The organism is Coprococcus sp. HPP0074 (genome assembly GCF_964238105.1).
Taxonomy (GTDB): Bacteria; Bacillota; Clostridia; order Lachnospirales; family Lachnospiraceae; genus Faecalimonas; species Faecalimonas umbilicata.
On sequence record NZ_CAXSKS010000007.1, the window covers coordinates 116,076 to 136,877 of the forward strand.

Annotated in this window: 19 protein-coding genes, 1 pseudogene and 2 riboswitches; of the genes and pseudogenes, 14 read left to right on the plus strand and 6 right to left on the minus strand. The window is 42.6% G+C overall.

All coding sequences use genetic code 11. From position 1 onward, the window contains the following. Positions 1-120 precede the first annotated feature (120 nt). The 3 genes from ACESPO_RS10120 (at position 121) to ACESPO_RS10130 (ending at position 4,866) form a co-directional block, all read left to right on the plus strand. Positions 121-969 carry a DUF368 domain-containing protein gene (locus ACESPO_RS10120; RefSeq protein ID WP_009262397.1) on the plus strand — a complete coding sequence of 283 codons (849 nt, stop codon included), beginning with the start codon at positions 121-123 and terminating at the stop codon, positions 967-969. 263 nt (positions 970-1,232) lie between these two features. Beyond that, positions 1,233-2,978 (plus strand): ABC transporter ATP-binding protein, encoded by a 1,746-nt coding sequence (locus ACESPO_RS10125; protein ID WP_119987710.1) that lies wholly within the window; start codon positions 1,233-1,235, stop codon positions 2,976-2,978. Next, positions 2,962-4,866, plus strand: a complete 1,905-nt coding sequence (locus ACESPO_RS10130; protein ID WP_499788775.1) for an ABC transporter ATP-binding protein — start codon at positions 2,962-2,964, stop codon at positions 4,864-4,866. The genes ACESPO_RS10125 and ACESPO_RS10130 overlap by 17 nt, the downstream gene beginning before the upstream one ends. 75 nt (positions 4,867-4,941) lie before the next feature. Here the strand turns inward: ACESPO_RS10130 and ACESPO_RS10135 are convergent, their stop codons facing one another. The 5 genes from ACESPO_RS10135 to ACESPO_RS10155 all read right to left on the minus strand — a co-directional run bounded on the left by ACESPO_RS10135 (position 4,942) and on the right by ACESPO_RS10155 (position 8,380). Further along, on the minus strand, positions 4,942-6,117 hold the full coding sequence (locus tag ACESPO_RS10135; RefSeq protein WP_016438339.1) for a cation:proton antiporter domain-containing protein: 1,176 nt from the start codon (positions 6,115-6,117) through the stop codon (positions 4,942-4,944). A 55-nt stretch (positions 6,118-6,172) separates the two neighbouring features. Next, positions 6,173-6,264: riboswitch (Fluoride riboswitch) on the minus strand. A 46-nt stretch (positions 6,265-6,310) separates the two neighbouring features. Further along, positions 6,311-6,769, minus strand: coding sequence for a DUF2871 domain-containing protein (locus ACESPO_RS10140; RefSeq protein ID WP_016438340.1), 459 nt, complete (start codon positions 6,767-6,769; stop codon positions 6,311-6,313). Between the two features lie 42 nt (positions 6,770-6,811). Further along, positions 6,812-7,237 carry a hypothetical protein gene (locus ACESPO_RS10145; protein WP_117576600.1) on the minus strand — a complete coding sequence of 142 codons (426 nt, stop codon included), beginning with the start codon at positions 7,235-7,237 and terminating at the stop codon, positions 6,812-6,814. A gap of 104 nt (positions 7,238-7,341) precedes the next feature. Further along, entirely contained in the window at positions 7,342-7,911 is a 570-nt protein-coding gene (locus ACESPO_RS10150; RefSeq protein WP_117576599.1) for a TetR/AcrR family transcriptional regulator, read from the minus strand. 73 nt (positions 7,912-7,984) lie between these two features. Beyond that, positions 7,985-8,380, minus strand: coding sequence for a hypothetical protein (locus ACESPO_RS10155; protein ID WP_119987722.1), 396 nt, complete (start codon positions 8,378-8,380; stop codon positions 7,985-7,987). Between the two features lie 266 nt (positions 8,381-8,646). Here ACESPO_RS10155 and ACESPO_RS10160 point away from each other — a divergent pair, with 266 nt between their 5' ends. The 10 genes from ACESPO_RS10160 to ACESPO_RS10205 all read left to right on the plus strand — a co-directional run bounded on the left by ACESPO_RS10160 (position 8,647) and on the right by ACESPO_RS10205 (position 18,603). Then, positions 8,647-9,348 (plus strand): lantibiotic protection ABC transporter ATP-binding protein, encoded by a 702-nt coding sequence (locus ACESPO_RS10160; protein ID WP_270196517.1) that lies wholly within the window; start codon positions 8,647-8,649, stop codon positions 9,346-9,348. A gap of 5 nt (positions 9,349-9,353) precedes the next feature. After that, on the plus strand, positions 9,354-10,103 hold the full coding sequence (locus ACESPO_RS10165; protein ID WP_349160073.1) for a lantibiotic immunity ABC transporter MutE/EpiE family permease subunit: 750 nt from the start codon (positions 9,354-9,356) through the stop codon (positions 10,101-10,103). Then, entirely contained in the window at positions 10,104-10,853 is a 750-nt protein-coding gene (locus ACESPO_RS10170; RefSeq protein ID WP_317344454.1) for a lantibiotic immunity ABC transporter MutG family permease subunit, read from the plus strand. Positions 10,854-10,855: 2 nt separating this feature from the next. Beyond that, positions 10,856-11,515: a response regulator transcription factor gene (locus tag ACESPO_RS10175; RefSeq protein WP_008974907.1), complete on the plus strand. Its 660-nt coding sequence runs from the start codon at positions 10,856-10,858 to the stop codon at positions 11,513-11,515. Beyond that, a complete protein-coding gene (locus ACESPO_RS10180; protein ID WP_270458109.1) occupies positions 11,506-12,891 on the plus strand; it encodes a sensor histidine kinase in 1,386 nt (461 codons plus the stop codon). Before ACESPO_RS10175 ends, ACESPO_RS10180 begins: the two co-directional genes overlap by 10 nt. A 183-nt stretch (positions 12,892-13,074) precedes the next feature. Continuing rightward, positions 13,075-14,763 (plus strand): M3 family oligoendopeptidase, encoded by a 1,689-nt coding sequence (locus ACESPO_RS10185; RefSeq protein ID WP_499788776.1) that lies wholly within the window; start codon positions 13,075-13,077, stop codon positions 14,761-14,763. Positions 14,764-15,144: 381 nt separating this feature from the next. Further along, positions 15,145-15,744 carry an HD domain-containing protein gene (locus ACESPO_RS10190; protein ID WP_009262384.1) on the plus strand — a complete coding sequence of 200 codons (600 nt, stop codon included), beginning with the start codon at positions 15,145-15,147 and terminating at the stop codon, positions 15,742-15,744. A 211-nt stretch (positions 15,745-15,955) separates the two neighbouring features. Then, on the plus strand, positions 15,956-16,243 hold the full coding sequence (locus ACESPO_RS10195) for an RpnC/YadD family protein (protein ID WP_207637107.1): 288 nt from the start codon (positions 15,956-15,958) through the stop codon (positions 16,241-16,243). A 281-nt stretch (positions 16,244-16,524) separates the two neighbouring features. Continuing rightward, positions 16,525-16,620, plus strand: a riboswitch (purine riboswitch). A gap of 110 nt (positions 16,621-16,730) precedes the next feature. Then, positions 16,731-18,005 carry an amidohydrolase family protein gene (locus ACESPO_RS10200; RefSeq protein WP_499788777.1) on the plus strand — a complete coding sequence of 425 codons (1,275 nt, stop codon included), beginning with the start codon at positions 16,731-16,733 and terminating at the stop codon, positions 18,003-18,005. A gap of 61 nt (positions 18,006-18,066) precedes the next feature. Continuing rightward, the gene (locus ACESPO_RS10205; RefSeq protein ID WP_009262381.1) at positions 18,067-18,603 is read left to right on the plus strand and encodes a DUF3877 family protein; all 537 of its coding nucleotides are present in this window, start codon (positions 18,067-18,069) and stop codon (positions 18,601-18,603) included. A gap of 17 nt (positions 18,604-18,620) precedes the next feature. Here the strand turns inward: ACESPO_RS10205 and ACESPO_RS10210 are convergent, their stop codons facing one another. Then, on the minus strand, positions 18,621-18,845 hold the full coding sequence (locus ACESPO_RS10210; protein ID WP_009262380.1) for a hypothetical protein: 225 nt from the start codon (positions 18,843-18,845) through the stop codon (positions 18,621-18,623). A gap of 92 nt (positions 18,846-18,937) precedes the next feature. Between ACESPO_RS10210 and recQ the strand changes: the two are divergent. Further along, positions 18,938-20,791: pseudogene (recQ, locus tag ACESPO_RS10215) on the plus strand (DNA helicase RecQ). Positions 20,792-20,802: the final 11 nt, after the last annotated feature.

A 20,802-nucleotide genomic window follows, 5' to 3' on the forward strand; every position in this document is an offset into this window, starting at 1 on the left:
GAGAAGCACGCGAAAGTCCGTAAAAGAAATAAAATTTTTGTAAATCAAAAGAGAAAGATTGAAAAAAGAGAGGATTTATGCTAAATTTTTTAGCAGAGTGCATGGAAAGGAGATTAATGTATGCTGAAACAAATATTGCAGGGAATGGTTGTCGGAATTGCGAATATCATTCCGGGAGTCAGCGGTGGAACAATGATGGTCGCTATGGGACTGTATGACAAGCTGATTCATTCAATTACCCACTTGAAGAGCGAGTTTAAACAAAGTATGAAGCTTCTGATCCCAATTTTTGCTGGGGCAGGAATTGCAATTGTCGTATTGTCGAAATTGTTTGAATTCTTACTTGATACATATCCAATCCCGACGAACTTTGCGTTTTGCGGTCTGATCATTGGAAGTCTTCCATTTATTGTAAAGAAGGTGAAAGGACATTCAGTCACAATCGGGAAAATAATTCCATTTCTTGTCTTTTTTGCAATCGTGATTCTGATGGCGATGCTTGGAGAGACCGGAGGAAAGACAGCGGATGTCACATTTGGGCTTGTCAATGTAATTAAGTTATTCTTTGTAGGGGTTGTTGCGGCGGCAACGATGGTTGTGCCGGGAGTCAGTGGTTCGATGATGCTGATGCTGCTTGGATATTATGATGTAATTTTAAAGACGATTAATTTATTTGTAGATTCACTTGTGAAATTCGATATGGCAGGACTGATGCAGGGAGTTGGTGTACTTGCGCCGTTTGGAGTTGGTGTGCTGATCGGAATCGGTGTGATTGCAAAATTGATTGAATTCATTTTTTCAAAAGCAGAGATTCATGCTTATTATGGAATTATCGGTCTGATCGTCGCATCACCGATTGCGATTCTGATGAAGACGAATTGGTCAGGTGTTTCCGTATTTACGATCGGAGCCGGAGTAATCACATTCGGACTTGGATGGCTGATTGCCAATAAGCTCGGAGGAGAATAAAAAAGTAAAGAGAGGTCATGCAGAACCGCATGCAATTTTCAGATAGCAGGAAAGTGGAAAGAAACGTATCTGCTGGAGGGGAATGATTGCGAGGATGCAGGCCTTCTTTTTTTTGGAATCGAAGGCAAAAAAGATGCAAGAAAATAATGTTAGGAACCTTGCAAATTAAATTTTATAGTGTTATAATAAGAAAGTAAGGTATCTAACAATTGAAGTTGAGATACCTTGTTTTTACGAAAATTAGGAAACAGGAGGAATGTGAAGTGATAAAAGAACTTTCAAAATGTATCAGAGAGTATAAGGCAGCTTCGATCAAAGCACCGATTTATGTATCACTGGAAGTAGTTATGGAATGTATCATTCCGTTCATCATCGCCCAGCTTGTGAATGAAATTAAGGCTGGATGCAGTTTTTCCGTGATTGCAACATATGGATCGATCCTGCTTGTGATGGCAGCAGTTTCGCTGGTATTTGGTGTGATGGCAGGGACAGCGGCAGCGACCGGCTCCTGCGGATTTGCCAAAAACTTAAGAAAAGATATGTTCTACAAAATTCAGACGTATTCGTTTAAGAATATCGATCGGTTTTCTACCTCGTCTTTAGTGACGAGACTTACGACAGACGTGATGAATGTGCAGATGGCGTATATGATGATTATCCGAATTGCAATTCGATGTCCGCTGATGTTGATTTTTTCCTTTACAATGGCATTTATTATGGGAGGAAAGATGGCATGGATCTTTGTGATTCTTGTTCCGGTACTTGGTGTGGGACTGGCGCTGATCATCCGTCTGACGATGCCGCTGTTTCGGAAAGTCTTTAAGAAATATGATCGCCTGAACAATTCTATTCAGGAGAATGTAAAGGGAATCCGTGTTGTGAAATCTTATGTCCGTGAAGAATATGAAAAAGAAAAATTCGGGGCGGCAGCAGATGATATCTGTCAGGATTTTACAAGAGCAGAGAAAATTTTGGCATTCAACAATCCACTGATGCAGTTTTGCATGTATGCAGTAATGATCTTTGTACTTTCTTTCGGGTCTTATGTGATCATCTCATCAAGAGGGCTTGACCTGGATGTAGGACAGTTTTCTGCACTGCTTACATATAGTTTCCAGATTCTGAGCAGTCTGATGATGATTTCTATGGTTTTTGTTATGATCACAATGGCAAGCGAGTCTGCGAAACGTATCGTGGAAGTACTTTCCGAAGAGAGCACGATCAAGAATCCGGAGCATCCAGTTTATGAAGTCAGAGATGGTTCGATCGATTTTGATAAGGTAAATTTCAAATATTCAAAAAATGCAGAGAAGATGGCGCTTGCCAATATCGATCTGCATATCAAATCTGGTGAGACGATCGGTGTCATTGGAGGAACCGGGTCTTCGAAATCTTCTTTGATCCAGTTAATCTCCCGTTTGTATGATGTGACGGAGGGATGTGTTAAAGTCGGTGGCCGCGATGTCAAGGAGTATGATCTGGAGACTTTGAGAAATCAGGTATCTGTTGTATTGCAGAAAAATATTCTATTCTCCGGTACGATTAAGGAAAATCTTCGGTGGGGAAATAAGGAAGCAACGGACGAGGAACTGATCGAGGCATGTAAACTGGCACAGGCAGATGAATTTATCAGACAGTTCCCGGCAGGATATGATACCCATATCGAGCAGGGAGGAACGAACGTGTCCGGTGGACAGAAACAGCGTCTCTGTATTGCAAGAGCGCTTCTAAAGAAACCGAAGATTCTGATTCTGGATGATTCGACGAGTGCAGTAGATACGAAGACGGATGCATTGATCCGCCAGTCATTCCGCGAATTCATTCCGGAGACGACAAAGATCATCATTGCTCAGAGAACCTCCTCCGTGCAGGATGCAGACCGGATCATTGTCATGGACGGCGGTACGATCAATGCAGTCGGAACACATGAGGAACTTCTGAAACACAATGAGATTTACAGAGAAGTATATACATCTCAGAATAAGGCAGGTGATGACGATGAAAAATAAGGGACCAAGCAGAGCAAAAAAAGGAACACTGGGACGTCTGATCAAGACATTGTTTGAGTTTTATCCGGTTAAGATGCCGATCGTACTGTTCTGTATTATTTTCAGTGCAGTTGTCTCTTCCATTCCAGCTATTTTCATGCAGAATGTCATCGCGATCGTAGAGACAAGCTGGAAGAGCGGAGACTGGGATGCTGTTTCCGGAAAAGTTTTCTATTATGTAGGGCTGCTTCTTGTATTTTATATCTTGTCCATTTTGTCCGCGATCACTTATACCCAGATGATGGCGGGAATCACGCAGGGATTTTTGAAAAAGCTTCGTGTAAAAATGTTCAATGGAATGCAGGATCTTCCAGTCAGATATTTTGATACACATAATCATGGAGATATCATGAGCTATTACACAAACGACATTGATACACTGCGTCAGATGGTATCGCAGAGTATTCCGCAGCTTTTGATCTCTTCTATTACAGTGCTGACCGTATTCTCAATTATGCTGTACTTCAGTGTGTGGATGACGATTGTTGTTGTATGCGGCGTGATCCTGATGTTTTTTGTAACGAAGAAAGTTGGGGGAAATTCTGCAAAATATTTTGTGCGCCAGCAAGTCGCACTGGGAAAAGTGGAAGGTTTTGTAGAAGAGATTATGAATGGACAGAAAGTTGTACAGGTTTTCTGCCATGAGAGAGAAAGCGAGGCAGATTTTGATCGTCTCAATGAGGAATTGTTTCACGATGCGGAAAATGCCAATAAGTTTGCAAATATTCTGATGCCGGTACTGGGAAATATTGGAAATATTTTGTATGTTGCTGTTGCGTTGACTGGAGGAATTTTGCTTCTTTCTAAAGCTCCAAACCTGAGTATTTCCGGTATGGCGATCGGAATCAGCATTGTTGTTCCGTTTTTAAATATGACAAAGCAGTTTGCGGGAAATATCAGCCAGGTGTCAAATCAGGTCAATTCAGTTGTAATGGGACTTGCAGGTGCAGACCGTATTTTTACATTGATCGATGAAGAGCCAGAAGTTGATGAAGGTTATGTGACATTGGTCAATGCAAGAGAAGAGCATGGAGAGATTATAGAGTGTGAAGAACATACTGGACTGTGGGCATGGAAGCATCCACACCAAGATGGAACCGTGACTTATACAAAGTTAACGGGAGATGTCCGGATGTTTGATGTGGACTTTGGATATGTACCGGAAAAGACAGTACTTCATAATATCACACTTTATGCAGAGCCGGGACAAAAAGTGGCATTTGTAGGTTCTACTGGAGCAGGAAAGACAACGATCACAAATCTGATCAACCGTTTTTATGATATTGCAGATGGAAAGATTCGTTATGATGGAATCAACATCAATAAGATTAAAAAAGCAGATTTGCGCCGTTCACTTGGGGTGATTTTGCAGGAGACAAATCTTTTTACCGGAACTGTTATGGACAATATCCGTTATGGAAAGCTAGATGCGACAGAAGAAGAGTGTATTGCGGCTGCAAAACTTGCTGGTGCGCATGATTTTATCACGCGTCTTCCAGAAGGGTATCATACACCGCTTACGGAAAACGGGGCGAGCCTTTCTCAGGGACAGCGGCAGCTCATTGCAATTGCACGCGCGGCAGTCGCAGATCCTCCGGTAATGATTATGGATGAGGCGACTTCTTCGATTGATACACGTACAGAGGCAATCGTACAGCGCGGAATGGATGCGCTGATGGAAGGAAGAACGGTATTTGTCATTGCGCACCGTCTCTCCACTGTGCGGAATTCGGATGTGATCATGGTATTAGAGCATGGAAATATTATCGAAAGAGGAGACCATGAGACATTGATCGCACAAAAAGGAAAATATTATCAGTTATATACAGGAGCATTTGAGCTCGAATAATATTTTATATAAAAGTCCGGAAACCTGGAATTGATATCAGGTTTTCCGGACTTTTGTCGTTTCAATAATGAAAGATTAATGGGTCAAAAGTTTTTGATAACTGTTTTCGATACAGAAGGCTCCAAGCGGTGCTGTCAGTAGTATGGAGACAACGGCAACGGTGAGGACGAGATTTCCGCAGGAAAGTCCAAGAGCGAGAGGGATTCCACCGATAGCTGCCTGGACGGTTGCCTTTGGAGTGTAGGCTATCATGCAGAAAAGTCGTTCTTTTTTTGTAAGATCTGTTCCTGCAAGACAGAGAAAGACACCTGACATCCGAAAGAGAAGAACAAGGAGGAGCAGAAGAACAGCGGTTCCTCCGGCTGACTTCAGATAGCGAAGATCGACAGTTGCACCGACAAGGACAAAGAGTATAATCTCTGCTCCAACCCATAGTTTATTAAATTTTAAGGAGAGCCGGAGGGAAAGTGCCTGATTTTTCTGCTGCAGGGAGACACCGATTGTCATTACCGCAATCAGGGAAGCAAAAGGAATTACATTTGCACAGTGATCTTCCAGTGTGACAAGCAAAAAAGAGATACAGAGGAAAATGATTACTTTTGCAGTATCTCGCATGTGAATTCGGTGAAAGAAAACTGAAAGGAGCAGTCCGATTCCAAGCCCTGATATTATTCCGAGAAAAATGGATATTGGAATATTGACAAAACTTCTGATGGACACAGAGTCTCCGGCAGCAAGACTGGTAAAGGCGGTAAACACAACGATTACAAATACATCATCGACGGAAGCCCCGGCTAAGATCAGTTGAGGGATTCCTTTTTTTGTGCCATAGCCTTCCTCCATAAGTTTCACCATGTTCGGAACGATGACAGCAGGGGAAACAGCGGCAATGACAGAGCTAAGAATCGCTGCATCAAGCAGTGAGATGCCAAGCAGTTTTGGGGCAAGCAATATCATTCCTGCCATCTCAAAGCAGGCAGGCACAAAGCACATTAAAATTGCGGGACGTCCGACTTTTTTTAAATCATCCAGATTCAATGACAATCCTGCCCGGATTAAAATAATGATCAGAGCAATCCTGCGAAGATCAGCGGATACGGATAAAATGGAAGCATCAATCAGATCAAGTGCATAAGGACCGAGAAAGATTCCGGTGATCAGCATTCCGGTCAGCGCCGGAAGGTGTAGCTTTTTGCAGAGGGCACCGAGTGACATGCCTAGCAGCAATAGAACAGAAATACTAAATAACATTTGTTTTTCTCCTTTCCGATAGAAAATGATGTAATAAAAAAGCTGATGAGTCCTGCAAAAAGCAGAAGTCATCAGCAATCAGGGGAGGCACGCTCCACCTGGCGGTTTTAGTATTTACTAAGGGAGAACTTCATTCCCTTGCTAAAGGATAAGAGAAAAAGTTACATTTGTCAAGGAGAACTTTCGCAAGAAATTATTTGGCGCTTTCGTTACAAAGTTCTCTTTTTACAGCGAGCAGTAACAGAAAAAGTGCTACTGCAAGGAAAATGTGGGAAAGTCCTGCAAATCCAGAGAGCATACCGTTTAACATGCGTGTCATTGGATAGCCTGTTACTTGCACGATTCCGCGTATGAGAAGCGTGACAGCCATCAAAGGGAATGCAATGTTATAGATGAGAAAAAATTTTTGGAACAGTTTTTGGTCTCCAAGTGCAGTAAATTTGCAGAGCACTGCAAGAAGAAGAAAGAAAAATGTTCCGAGAACGAGCAGATGTCCGTGTATCACGCCAAGAGTTGTTTTCCCGGTGAAATCAAAGAGTTTTGTAAATTCTCGGTAGAAAACCCCTCCTGCCATGGAGCAGAAAAAATAGATGATAGAAGCGGTCATTAATGTTTTCACTGTGGTAATGTGTGTGTGCTTTTCTGTGCTCATATAAAATAGAACCTCCTAATAGAAAAATAATATGTGAAAAAGCTAATTTGCAGTTTCTGTTTTTTTGAAAAAAATGTAGTTCCGACCAAAAGTGATCCCTGCAAGAAACAGCGCCGCGCCCAGCCCGGTATAAAACACAGCGATAAATCTGTCCGGCAATAAGTGGAATGTGCGGATCGTGATCCCAAATGTGATCATAAAAGCCATGATCAGAAATGACTTCAGATCAAAAAAGTTAAGAAAAAACTGTCGCTCTTCCTGATAATTCTGAATACGGTCTGTGTGCTTTACAGTCAGTTTGCAAAAGATCATGAACCAGAAGAAAAGAAATACAAGAAGCGAAAGTATAAAGTTGATCACGCTTTTGTAAGCTACATAAGTCTCTATTCCGATGCGCAGGATGTTAAATCCGGCAATCATCCAGACGATTGCTGCGAGAAGCAGCAGATTTCGTTTTTTAATTTTCATAAGCATACCTCCTGTGAAAGAAAATGATGAACGATGTTCAGTTTCATGTATAGTAAACTCTCACTCTTTCCATTTGCAGTTCCCGCTGCACAAAAACATAGCAGTTAGTGAGCAGGGGCATAGAGACAGCGGCGGACAATCTCAAGGATTCCGCGGTAGTCTTTCTGAAAATGAAATACAGAGGAGACGAATAATTCCAGTACATAGCTGATAAATAATTCAGGAGTAAGCACTTCGTCAAATGCATCCTCCCGGACATTTGGATCTCTGCGCAGTACGTTCAGAAGGTTTTCCTCTAAATGGCGGAAATATTTCTGCATCATCTGATGTCCGGCTTTCTGATCTTCAGAAGCAAAAACCATTGCATGCCGGGAGAAAAATTCAGGATACATCTGACTTCCTCTCTGTACACTGTCAAAAAGCCAGTTAAGACATTCTACAAAATCGGAAAAAGCACACTGGCTTGCAGACATGTGGAAAATATCTTTCCAGATATTCTCAATCGCTGCACAGAGAAGTTCTGATTTAGAGGAAAAATAATTGTAGACGGAACCAACTGCCATGCCACATTCAGAGGCAACCGAGCGCATGCTGATTGCTTCCAGTCCCCGCTCTTTTGCAATCTTCTGGCAGGCGGCAATGATTTCTTCTTTTGAAGTAACTGTTGGATTCATAAAAACCTCCTTCTAAAATGAACCTTGTTCAAGTTTAAAATAAACGATAGAGGAATGTTTGTCAAGCAGAAAATTATTCTTTTTCAATCGCATGCGCACTAAGTCTTTTTTCGCCCCATGGAGAACTCAACATCGCTTCTCCGTTGACGATCCCTGCCTGCAGGACTTCAATTGGACCGAGCACATCGGTGATCGGGATTCCATTTATATGAACAGACTTTACGAATTCCTCGAAGGAAGTGTAAGTTTGTTCATCAAACACGAAATGGATTTCTTCTTGTTTAATCTTATTATAAAATTTTTCGTCTAACTCTTCTACATAGGCGCCCATGCGGTGTGTTGTGCCCCCATAGCGGAATTCTATAATCTCAAATGGCCAGGATTTGTCATAGTCACTTTTTATGATGGCAAGAACATCCTGCATAGAGATCCATAAAGTTTTCGGGTGTTTCTTAAAAATTTTAAACATGTCTATAAACTCCTTTCAGTAATAGATTTGTATGAGTGATCAGAAGAAATATACGATAGAGATGCTTGTTTGATTTGGAAAAGTTGCACATTCTATCGGTGAAAAGTTTTTAATATTATAGCATTTTTGACAACGAATTGGTACTAGTTAATTTAGTTTTATATTTGGATGACGACTAGTTGCTGGAATAAAAAATAGAAAATCCTTATTATTTCCTTAGAATTAGCTTCTACAATGAAGATAAATTCATTGCAGGAGGTAAAAAAATGCAGAAAAATATATTAGAAACAAGGGAACTTAGCAAAATTTACAGAGAGCAGAAAGCAGTCAATGCAGTCTCTATTCAGGTGCGGGAGAATACCGTCTATGGCCTGCTTGGTGCAAATGGGGCAGGAAAATCGACACTGCTGAAAATGATTGCGGGAATCGTCCGTCCGACTCAGGGGAGTATTCTGGTGGATGGCGAAGTATGGAGCAGGAAGTCATTAAATAAGATTGGTTCTCTGATCGAATCGCCGGCAATCTATGGAAACTTGTCTGCGAGGGAAAATCTGAAAGTGCGTACACGGATGCTCGGTCTTCCCGAGGAAAGGATTGATGAGGTGCTGGAGACCGTCGGACTGACACAGACTGGAAAGAAACGTGCAGGGAAATTTTCTATGGGAATGAAGCAGAGACTTGGGCTTGCGATCGCTCTTTTAAATCATCCGAAACTTTTGATCCTAGATGAACCGACCAACGGTCTGGATCCAATCGGAATCCAGGATCTTAGACAGATGATTCAGGAATTTCCACAAAAAGGAATTACTGTCATTGTGTCAAGTCATATTTTAAGTGAAGTGTCTCAGGTGGCGGATGATATCGGAATTATTGCCGATGGAGTGTTAGGCTATCAGGGAGAAATGCCTCATGAGGAAAAGCTGGAGAGTCTGTTTATGGAGATTGCCGGGGCAGGCAGAAAGGAGTAGTAGAGATGTGGAATGATCTTTGTGCAGAACAGATGAAGTACCGACATACTTTCTTGGGGAAAGCGTTTCTTGTGGCGCCGCTTTTGACATTGCTGCTTGGCATTAAGTTGTCTCCAGCGTATGTAGTTTTGACTAGTTTTAATTGGTGGTATATGTTTTTGCTTCCGGCAATGCTTTCCATTGTTTCCTGCAGCTGCGGAGAGAAAGATAGAAAGCTTGGCGAAAAGGCGGTGTTTACACTTCCGGTGTCACTAAAAAGGGTAAGGCTGATCAAGATTTTTTATTGCAGTCTGTGGTTGTTTTTGGCATGCATAGTACAGTGTATTTTGACGTTTGTGGCAGGACAGATATTCCAGGCGAAATATTCAGATACCATTACGATTTTTCATGCGCTGTTTGCAGGAGTGTTACTGTTTCTGACATACGCATGGCAGATTCCACTTTGCCTTCTTCTGGAGCAGAAATGCGGAACTGTAGCCACAATTTTGATCAATATGGTAGCAAATATTATCTTGAGTGCTAATTTTGCAACCGAAAGGATGTGGCTGATTCCATATGCAGTTCCGGCGCGTCTGATGTGTCCGGTACTAAAAATATTGCCAAATGGGCTTCCGGCAGAGCCGGGAAACATCACATTTTCCCCGCAACTTCTGTCATGGGAAAGTATTTTGCCGGGACTTGTGGTCACTTGCCTATGCTTTGTTGTTGTCACAGAAATTAGTATCCGGGTCTATGAGAGAAAGGGGATGAAGTAAATGCTGCGTGCAGAATTTGTAAAAATGAAACGGACTACACTTTTCTGGATGCATATACTGGTACCGATAGTTGGAACAGGAATTGTTCTCTGGTATTATAAGGGACTTGGGGCGTTGCATATGAATGTAAAGAGTATCGGGGAGTTTCTGGAAATTTTAAGTCTTGCATTTCCGACACTGAGCGGAATTGTGTGCGCGCTTGGAACAGAGATGGAAGTGGATGCCGGAAATATGCAGGTGCTCTTGGGAGGAGTAGCAGGAAAGTGCCGTGCAGGGGGCGTGAAATTGGTGGCATTGCTGCTGCTTGGAGCAATGGGAACACTGCTGGCGCTTGGAAGTTATCTGGTAGGGATCTATCTGTATTCTGGAGAATCTTTCAGTGGCGAGTTACTACTTTTTACTGTGGAGTCAGTTTTTATACTTCTTGGAACGCAGATTGCTATTTATGTCATCCATTTTTTTCTGAGTCTAAAGTGGCATAAGGGAGTTGTTATAGGGGCAGGGATTGTGGAGAGTATGCTTTCGGCGCTGTTTCTTACCGGAATGGGAGAGGGAATTTGGATGTATTGTCCGTTTGCCTGGGGAACACAACTGTTGAGATATATGATATATTATAAGGAGAAATTCATAATGGAAATAACGTCAGATCTAAGAACCGGGGTGTGGATGAGCGCAGGAATGACAGTTGCTTTTCTAACGGCGTTTTTTGTCTGGTTTTCATACTATGAAGGAAAGAAGGAAGTGGAATAAAAATGGCAAAGATTCTTGCAGTGGATGATGAGGCAAAGATTCTCCAGATCATAAGGAAAGCACTGGAAAAAGATGGGCATATCGTACAGACTGTCCAGGATGGGGAAGTGGTAAGACAGATGGAGTTGTCCCGATATGACTTGATTTTATTGGATGTGATGATGCCTGGCATCGATGGCTTTACTTTGTGCAGGGAGATTCGAGAAACTGTGGATTGCCCAATTGTATTTCTGACAGCAAAGACACTCGAGGAAGATCTGATGGCAGGACTTGGTTCCGGAGCAGATGATTATATTTGCAAACCGTTCGGACTTGGAGAACTTCGGGCGAGGGTGCAGGCGCACCTGCGAAGAGAACTGCGGGAGAAGAAGCAGGTGTTCGCGGTATCCGGGCTTCATTTTTATATGCAGGCAAAAAAAGTGATGGCAAAAGATCAGAAAGTTCCGCTGACAAAAAGCGAGTATCAGATTTGTGAATATCTGGCGCTTCATCACGGACAGACACTGTCGCGGGAACAGATCTATGAGGCAGTATTTGGCTATGAAGGAGAAAGTGACGCCTCAGCGATCACAGAACATATTAAAAATATCCGAGCGAAATTAATAAAAGTACAGGCGGAGCCAATTGAGACCGTCTGGGGGATGGGGTATCGATGGAATTAAAAAGGAAAATACGACTGCATACCTTTTTTATCCGGTATGCAGTCTGGGTTATGATTGGTGCAGTGGTGATTTTGACAGCTGCACTGTTGCTGTTTTCCGCAGGGATAGAGACAGGATGGATTCTTCCGGCAAATTATGCGGAAGGAATGCTTACAGGACGTGCCAGACAGATTCAGTCAGCAGAGCGGGTGACGGAAGATCTGATTCCGGAGACATGTCGGTACGGAGTGTATGATCGAGAGGGAACATACCTTTATGGAACATTTGAAAAAGAAGAGCGGGAAGACGCGTGGGAGATTTATAGAGAAGGAGAGAGAGGAAAAGAGGGGTATTATTTTCGAAGTTTTGACAGGGAAAGAGAAGTATGCATTGTGAAGTACCGCATGGTTTCCAGCTATACGAACAAGTTTTTACGACAGTATTTTCCGGCGGCAGACTGGACCTTGATAGGAGTGACAGTCATTTTATTTTTCTTGTATCTCATATGGCTGGCAAAAAGGTTTGGAAGGATTATTTCGCGGGAAATTTCTTCGTTGGAGCAGGTGACTGAAAATATCAGTCAACAGGAACTTAATTTTGAAAGAAAATCTTCAAAAGTACTGGAAATCGATGCAGTGTTACAATCCATGGATCAGATGAGGGAAGCACTCAAACAATCGCTGCACAGACAGTGGAATATGGAGCAGATGCGAAAGGAGCAGATGGCGGCGCTTGCACATGATATTAAGACGCCACTGACCATTCTCCGGGGGAATGCAGAATTGACACTGGAAGCGGAGGAACTTGCGGAAGTAAAAGAGTATGCCGAAGAAATTCGCGAAGAGACGAAAACAATAGAAAATTATCTTCAAGTACTTCAGGAGATGCTGCTTTCAGAAAGAAATCAGACGACGGCAAAAACAAAGACAGATCTATTACGATTTACAGAAAAAATAAAAAAGCAGGCAGACACACTTGCAAAGACTAGGCAGATGACAGTCAGTGTGAGAGAAATTCCTGAAAATTGTTTGGAAAACTTTGTGTTGGATATGGAAGAAGAATCTATTTACCGGGCATGGATGAATATCATTGCAAACAGTGTCGAATATGGAAAGGAAGGGGGAAGGATCCGGCTTACGGTCTGCATAGAGGAAGAACAAACAATATTTGTCACGGAAGATGATGGGCCTGGATTTTCAGAAGAGGAGCTGTTTAGGGGAACGGAACAGTTTTACAGGGGAGATAAAAGTCGCGGACAGCGCAATCATTATGGTATGGGTTTGGCAATTGCAAGCAGGTTTGTTGAGCAGCAAGGAGGGCGTTTATGTTTAGAAAATTCGGATGCAATGGGAGGAGCGCAGGTGACGATTACAATCCCAATAAAGAGTGGAAGGTGATCTGCAATTTTGACAACAGAGCCGGATCCGAGAAAGAGATTGTTCTGCTGGAAAAGAGAGAAGAAGTATAGTATAATAAAAAAAGGCAATGATTTTATAGAGACTAGGAAAATAGTTCCATTTAAGCGGAGAAAATCCGGTATGCTCTTTTATAAAATAAGGGTCCAGAAAGGGGTAAAAGTGATGAAGTTCAGTGAATTTATTTACAAAAGAATTGATCTTGAGGAGACAAAGAAGAAGATTCAGGAGATCACAGAGAAATTGAAACATGCACAGTCTGTGGAAGAACAGGTGCAGGCAGTCTATGAGATGAATGATGTCAAGAAAGAAATCGCTACTGCAGACTCCCTCGTGTATATTCGTTATACGATTAATACAAAAGATGAATTTTACGCAAAGGAAAGAGAATACAATGATCATATCGGACCAATGCTGGAAGAGGAGATGCAGAAGTATAACAAAGTATTGTTAGCATCTCCGTTCAGAAAAGAACTGGAAGAAAAGCTGGGGAAAGTGTTATTTATCAATCTAGAACTTTCTATGAAAGGATTTTCTCCGGAGATTACGGAATTGTTACAGGAAGAAAGTACACTGCAGACACAGTACCAGTCACTGCTTGCAAGTGCACAGATTGAGTTCAACGGAGAAAAATACAATCTGTCTCAGTTAGGACCTTATATGCAGAGTCAGGACAGAGAAGTAAGAAAAGCAGCGTATGAGGCTACAGGAAAATTCTTTGATGAACATCAAGGAGAGTTGGATGAAATTTTTGACAAGCTTGTTAAGAACCGTACCGAGCAGGCACACCGTCTTGGAATGAAAAATTTCGTAGAACTTGGCTATGTCCGTCGCCAGAGAAACTGCTATGCGCCGGAGGCAATTGCAGACTTCCGTCAGCAGGTCGTAAGAGATCTTGTCCCGATCGTATGTGAGATCAAGAAAAATCAGGCAGAAAGAATTGGAGTAGAGGATCTGAAAATCTACGATGACAGCCTGCAGTTCCCGGATGGAAATGCGATTCCGCAGGGAACTTATGATGAGATCATGGAAGCCGGAAGAAAGATGTATACAGAGATGTCGCCGGAGACAGCGGATTTCATCAAAATGATGTTTGACAGAGAATTATTTGATGTTGTTGCAAAACCAGGAAAGGCTACCGGTGGCTACTGTGCAGATATTCCGGGATATGGATGCCCATTTATCTTCTCAAACTTCAACGGAACAGCCGGAGATGTCGATGTATTGACACATGAAGCAGGCCATGCATTTGCAGAATATATGGCAGAGAAAAATATCGAGCTGATCGATATGCATCTCCCGTCGATGGAAGCGGCAGAGACACATTCCATGTCGATGGAATTCTTTGCGACACCATGGTATGAATTATTCTTTAAACATCAGACAAAGAAATACGAAGTGTCTCATTTAGAGGGAACTTTAAACTTCATTCCATATGGATGTCTTGTCGACCATTTCCAGCAGGTTGTATATGAACATCCGGAAATGACACCAGCGGAGAGAAACGAAGCATGGCTCAAATTAGAAAAGATGTATCGTCCATATCTTGATCTGGAAGGAATGCCATTCTATGGAAGAGGTGCAGGATGGCAAAGACAGAACCATATTTATCTGACACCATTCTATTATATTGATTACTGCCTTGCACAGACCGTTGCATTACAGTTCTGGCTTGAGATTGAAAAAGACTGGGAACAGGCGTGGGAAAAATATAAAATGTTTGTACAGCGCGGCGGAACAGATACATTCCTCGGGCTGGTAGCAGGTGTAGGACTCGCCTCTCCGGTAGAAGACGGATGTATCCGCGAGATTGCAGGACATGCAAGCGAATGGCTGAAGGAACACAAGCTGTAGAAAACGCGTGAAGAAAAATGCATAAAAACAGAGCGGAAAACAAAAAGACTCATAACAGACAATAAAAAATCGTAAGAAAACTGTCATGGCAGGTATCTGATTGTTGAAAGAAAGGACACAACAGTTGGATAAAATACATGACAGTTTTCTTTTTTGCCGGGAGTCAGGGGGAATACTGACGATTTGTAAGGAGTTTTTGAAAAATATTATGGCATTTTGTCAAGTGTGGGGAGAACATATTTTTGAGGTGAAGAAAGTCAGATTTGTTTTGCTTTTTGAAATGGCTTGATGGTTTGATTGCTGTGATTTGGGGATGTGAAAAAAGGGAGAGTGTGATATAGTAATAACAAGTATGATCACGAGAAGGAAAGGAAGGATCCAATGATGGAAAAGCATGAAAGATTACAACAGCAGATTGCATTTTTGATGGAGATAGACAAAGTAAAAAATATATTCCGGCAGACCTATCTTGCCGATGGTGAGAGAAAAGAAAATGATGCTGAACACTCCTGGCACATTGCGCTGATGGCAGTACTTTTGCAGGAGCATGCAGAGGAAGAGGTGGATCTTTTGAAAGTTATGACGATGGTACTGATCCATGATCTCGTAGAAATTGACGCAGGAGATACTTACGCATATGACAGCGCCGGAGCAGCAACAAAGAGAGCGCGTGAAGAAAAGGCGGCAGATCGGATCTTCGGAATCCTACCGGCAGATCAGGGCGCTTATTTTCGGGAACTCTGGGAAGAATTTGAGGCATACGAGACGGGCGATGCAAAGTATGCACACCTTCTTGACAATTTCCAGCCACTTCTTTTAAACCACGCATCTGGTGGAAAAAGTTGGGCAGAACATGGGGTGAAACGGTCACAGATCTACAAACGGAATGAAAAAATGGAAGAGACATCAAAAACAGTGTGGGAATGCGTGAAAGCAATTGTGGAAGAAAACATTGAAAAAGGAACTGTAAAGGCTGAATAGAGATTGCAGAAAGCAGAATGGACATGTTATAATTTTCTCATAGAATTCCTCTGCATAATGGAGGAAAACCAATGAAGACGAAGTTCCAAAAGAACTTGTTACCTTTTTAAGATTTGTAAAAGCAGGACTGCAGGAGAGCGAACAAAATTTTCACGATGACTATGTAGAAAAACTGCAGAGAACAATTCGAGAAATCAAGAGAGACCGGGAGATGGAGGAGCGTTTTATGATTTTGGAAGAGATGCTGAAAGACGAAAGAAAAGAAGGGAGAATTGAGGGAAGAGAAGAAGGAAGAGCGGAAGGTGCAAGACTTTCGCTGTGTACGATTTTGGAGTGCAAAGGCAGGATTCCTGATATGTTCCGAAAACAGATTGAGACAGAGCAAAATCTGGAAGTATTGAGAAACTGGCTGGTGCTTGCGGCAAAGTCAGATACTATGGAAGCATTTCTCGCAGAAGCAGAGTCTGTAAAAGGTAGGCAATGCGGTCAGAAAGAGTAAAATCTAAAGCATATCTAATGCATTTCACAAGATAAAAATCAAAAAATCCTGATACTGTTTTTCAAACAAGAAAAGAAAGTCAGTATCAGGATTGTCCATATTCAGTCTGCCGGTTCAGGCAGGAAATTTCAAAAAAAGCAGAGGAATTCTAGAAAAGTGAGAAGAAAAAGACAAGGGAATATTTTATGAAATTTTTAAAGGTCTAAAATTTGGCAAGATATTATGAAGAGGAAAACAAGTTTTTGTGGCGAATTGACTTCCGGAACAGAATCTTTTATAATAAAGGAGCAATAGGCAGAACTTATATATGTTCAAGATTGGTTGGACGTTTCTACAAACTACCGGAATAGTTGACTATAAGTGGGGAGATGCAAGGAGGCAGTGTACTTTTTGTATCGCCCCATTTTCTGCGTAAAAAGATAGGAGTTGTCGGAATGGAGTGACAGACTTCGGGCAACAATGTTTGGGAAAGTGAGGAAGAAACAAAATGAAGACCGATTTTATTTTAAAAGGGAATATTTGTTATAGTGAGACGATGGACAGACTGCGGGTAGCCGAGCAACAGTATGTTATTTGTGTAGATGGAAAGAGTGCGGGGGTATTTTCGGAAATCCCTGAGAAATATCAGGGGCTTCCGGTGAAGGATTGTGGGGATGCCCTGATTGTTCCGGGGATGGTGGATCTTCATGCGCATGCGCCGCAGTATGCATTTCGAGGACTTGGTATGGATCTGGAGCTGTTAGAGTGGCTTAATACACATACGTTTCCTGAGGAAGCAAAGTATTCCAATGAAGTGTATGCGAAACGGGCATATACGATGTATGTGGAAGAACTGAAGAAAAGTGATGTGACAAGAGCGGTCATTTTTGCGACAATGCATGTGGACGGAACTAAGATTCTGATGGAACTTCTGGAAAAATCCGGGTTGTCGGCCTATGTGGGAAAGGTGAATATGGATCGAAACGGAGGGAAGGATCTGGAAGAAAAAAGTGCAGAAAAATCGCTGGAAGAAACGAAAAGATGGCTTGCAGAGACGGACGGACGTTTCCGACATGTCAGACCGATTTTGACACCTCGGTTTATCCCTTCCTGCACAGATGAGCTGATGCGAGGGCTGGCAGAGCTACAGAGAGAAAAAAAACTGCCGGTACAGTCTCACTTATCTGAAAATCCAGGTGAGATCGCGTGGGTGAAAGAGCTTTGTCCGAATGTGTTAAATTACAGCGAGGCATATGAACAGTTTGGACTATTTGGCGGGGACTGCCCTACTATTATGGCACACTGTATCTGGATGGAAGAAGATGAGATTGAAAAAATGAAGAACAATCAGGTATATGTGGCGCACTGTCCGCAGTCCAATATGAATCTTTCTTCAGGGATTGCACCAGTGAGAAGATTTTTATCAGAGGGAATCCCGACCGGGCTTGGAAGTGATATGGCAGCAGGATACAGTACGTCGATCTTCCGGGCGATGGCAGATGCGATCCAATGTTCTAAAATGCGCTGGAGACTTGTGGATGATACACAGAAGCCGCTGACTGTGGAGGAGGCATTCTATCTTGGAACAAAAGGCGGCGGGGCGTTTTTTGGAAAGGTTGGAAGTTTTGAAGAAGGATACGAGTTTGATGCACTGATTTTAGACGACAGTAACATTGCACATCCGCAGGAACTGACCGTGCGGGACCGCCTGGAGCGCATGATCTATCTGTCTGATGACCGACACATTACAGAAAAGTATGTTTCCGGACGAAAGGTCAAATAGCATTTTCGGGGCAATATAGACTATAAGAATACCGGTAAGAAAAGAAAGGGGGATAAAAAATATGGAGCAGGAATATCAAAAACTGGAACAAAACCTAATTGACTTGATCAAAGAGGAGCAGATGAAGCTTGGGTATCAGAAGGAGACGATTCGTCTGTATTATCCGGTGGATTCCTTACTTCGGTTGTTGGGAAAAGAGCTTTCTATAGAAAAACTGCAGCAGGAGCTGGAATGGTTTGGAGGGCATACAGAACATTTGGGAAATGTTACAGTATCTCACAAAAAAGACCGTTTCTGTCTCTGTGTTCCGCCAGAAGGGGCAGTCTATGTACATGAGCAGGTGCCGGACAATCCATTTTTAAAGGAGTGGATCACAGCAGTGTCTGTACATGGATGTACTTTGGAAAAATTGTTGGAAATCTGTGAAAGGTATTCCAATCATACCGTTGTGGAGCAGATCAAGGACAGTGAATTCGATGTGCTGATCTATTTTGCAGATCAGAAACCGGATGCATATTATTATTGTGTCAAATTTGAAGGAAGTCATGTGATCTATCACCGGTTTATGAAAGAGGACTATGAAGAGATGGGATTTTAGTGAAAAATGAGGTCGATTTAACGCATCGACCTCATTTGCTGAACAAGTTCCAGATCTTCTTTTGTCACTTTCAAATTGGAGGCAAACTCTTTCCCGTCAGGTGTGCGGATCTGGATTTCCATTACGGTTCCTTCGCAAAGTCCATTCTGATAGACGGCATTCATAAATTTCGGAAATTTTGGATGTCTGGAGGTGAAGCCGTTCCAAAGATTTCTAATCTGTAGTAATTGCATTGGATTCATAGATCGTTCTCCTTAAAAACATTGATTATTTTCGCCTTGTATCATATCATAATGATAGAAAATGTAAAGAGCCTGGAAGGGAGAAATTGATTTTGTACAAAAAAGAAGAAGCATTACATATTTTAAAGCACTATTTCGGATACGATTCCTTTCGTGAGGGGCAGGAATTTCTGATCGAACAGATGACGAACGGCCGGGATGTATTTGGAATTATGCCAACCGGGGCAGGGAAATCACTCTGCTATCAGATTCCGGCACTTCTGATGCCGGGAATCACATTAGTCATTTCACCACTCATTTCTCTGATGAAAGATCAAGTCGCCGCATTGAATCAGGCAGGTGTTCACGCAGCTTTTTTGAATAGTTCCCTGACACAGGGACAGTATCTGACTGCACTTCGCTATGCGAAAGAAGGGCGGTATAAGATTATCTATGTGGCACCGGAACGGCTTCTGACAGAGAGTTTTCTGGGATTTGCAAGAGAGGCAGAGATTTCGATGGTGAGTGTGGATGAGGCGCACTGCGTATCGCAGTGGGGACAGGATTTTAGACCGAGTTATTTGAAGATTGCGGAATTTTTCAACTATCTTGGCACACGACCGGTTCTGAGTGCCTTTACGGCGACGGCGACAGCGGAAGTAAAAGAAGATATTATCGCACTGCTGAACCTGCGGGATCCCGCAATGATCACGACTGGATTTGACCGGGTAAATCTTAGATTCTGTGTAGAGCATCCAAGAGATAAGTTTGCGGCAGTGACAGCTTATCTGAGAGAGCATGAAGGAGAATGCGGCATCATTTACTGTCTGACAAGGAAGGTTGTTGAGGAAGTCTGTGAGAAGTTAATCAAAGAAGGGTTAGAAGTGACACGGTATCACGCAGGACTTGGTGACGAGGAGCGGAGACGAAACTAGGAGGACTTTATTTATGACCGGAAGCAGATCATGGTGGCGACCAATGCATTTGGGATGGGGATTGATAAGTCGAATGTCCGTTTTGTGATCCATTATAATATGCCGAAAAACATGGAAAGCTACTATCAGGAGGCGGGTAGAGCCGGAAGAGATGGGATGCCATCCGAATGTATTTTGCTCTATTCCGGACAGGATGTGATCACAAATCAGTTTTTTATCGAGCAAGCAGGGGAGCAGTCAGAATTTGATCCGGAGACGGCAGAACTGATCCGGGAACGGGAGCGGGACCGGCTTCAGAAGATGACCTATTACTGTTTTACAAACGAGTGTCTTCGGGAGTATATGCTGCGTTATTTCGGAGAATATGGGGCAAATTACTGTGGGAATTGTTCAAACTGTCTGACCCAGTTTGAGGAAATCGATGTGACCGCTCCGGCAAAGGCGATGGTAAGCTGTGTGCGGACAAGTGGACAGCGGTATGGGATCAACGTGATCATAGAAACCGTTCATGGAGGAAAGTCTGCAAAGATTTTAAAATATCACATGGATGAAAATGAAACATACGGAACGATGGAAGCAATTCCGGTCTTTCGTCTGCGGCAGATCATGAATCATTTGATTTTAAATGAATATCTGTTGCTGACAAAAGAAGAGTATCCGGTACTTCATCTGAATGAAAAATCCAGACAACTTTTGGAAGAAAATGAACAAGTCTTTATGAAAGCGGCAAAAGAGCGCAAGGTGGAAAAGAAAGAAAAAAAGATGCGCAAGTCCTCCGAATTTACAGGCGGAGCAGATCCGTCACTGTTTGCACAGCTTCGGGAATTGCGGCTTGCAATTGCAAAAGAAGAGAGGGTTCCGCCGTATATTGTATTTTCCGATAAAACACTGGCACATATGTGTATACTTCATCCGAAGACAAAAGAAGAAATGCTTCAGGTGACCGGTGTCGGAGAAAAGAAATATGAGAAATATGGCGAGCGGTTCCTTGCACTTCTGGCAGCACTGGAAAAAGGGAATGAAAAATCGTAGGAAGGAGAAAA

Bases quoted from the DNA above. Each gene is read 5' to 3' on its own strand.
- ACESPO_RS10120 (WP_009262397.1), top strand. From the start codon at position 121: ATGCTGAAACAAATATTGCAGGGAATGGTTGTCGGAATTGCGAATATC.
- ACESPO_RS10130 (WP_499788775.1), top strand. From the start codon at position 2,962: ATGACGATGAAAAATAAGGGACCAAGCAGAGCAAAAAAAGGAACACTG.
- ACESPO_RS10135 (WP_016438339.1), bottom strand. From the start codon at position 6,117: ATGTTATTTAGTATTTCTGTTCTATTGCTGCTAGGCATGTCACTCGGT.
- ACESPO_RS10140 (WP_016438340.1), bottom strand. From the start codon at position 6,769: ATGAGCACAGAAAAGCACACACACATTACCACAGTGAAAACATTAATG.
- ACESPO_RS10145 (WP_117576600.1), bottom strand. From the start codon at position 7,237: ATGAAAATTAAAAAACGAAATCTGCTGCTTCTCGCAGCAATCGTCTGG.
- ACESPO_RS10150 (WP_117576599.1), bottom strand. From the start codon at position 7,911: ATGAATCCAACAGTTACTTCAAAAGAAGAAATCATTGCCGCCTGCCAG.
- ACESPO_RS10155 (WP_119987722.1), bottom strand. From the start codon at position 8,380: ATGTTTAAAATTTTTAAGAAACACCCGAAAACTTTATGGATCTCTATG.
- ACESPO_RS10160 (WP_270196517.1), top strand. From the start codon at position 8,647: ATGCAGAAAAATATATTAGAAACAAGGGAACTTAGCAAAATTTACAGA.
- ACESPO_RS10165 (WP_349160073.1), top strand. From the start codon at position 9,354: ATGTGGAATGATCTTTGTGCAGAACAGATGAAGTACCGACATACTTTC.
- ACESPO_RS10170 (WP_317344454.1), top strand. From the start codon at position 10,104: ATGCTGCGTGCAGAATTTGTAAAAATGAAACGGACTACACTTTTCTGG.
- ACESPO_RS10175 (WP_008974907.1), top strand. From the start codon at position 10,856: ATGGCAAAGATTCTTGCAGTGGATGATGAGGCAAAGATTCTCCAGATC.
- ACESPO_RS10180 (WP_270458109.1), top strand. From the start codon at position 11,506: ATGGAATTAAAAAGGAAAATACGACTGCATACCTTTTTTATCCGGTAT.
- ACESPO_RS10185 (WP_499788776.1), top strand. From the start codon at position 13,075: ATGAAGTTCAGTGAATTTATTTACAAAAGAATTGATCTTGAGGAGACA.
- ACESPO_RS10190 (WP_009262384.1), top strand. From the start codon at position 15,145: ATGATGGAAAAGCATGAAAGATTACAACAGCAGATTGCATTTTTGATG.
- ACESPO_RS10195 (WP_207637107.1), top strand. From the start codon at position 15,956: ATGGAGGAGCGTTTTATGATTTTGGAAGAGATGCTGAAAGACGAAAGA.
- ACESPO_RS10200 (WP_499788777.1), top strand. From the start codon at position 16,731: ATGAAGACCGATTTTATTTTAAAAGGGAATATTTGTTATAGTGAGACG.
- ACESPO_RS10205 (WP_009262381.1), top strand. From the start codon at position 18,067: ATGGAGCAGGAATATCAAAAACTGGAACAAAACCTAATTGACTTGATC.
- ACESPO_RS10210 (WP_009262380.1), bottom strand. From the start codon at position 18,845: ATGAATCCAATGCAATTACTACAGATTAGAAATCTTTGGAACGGCTTC.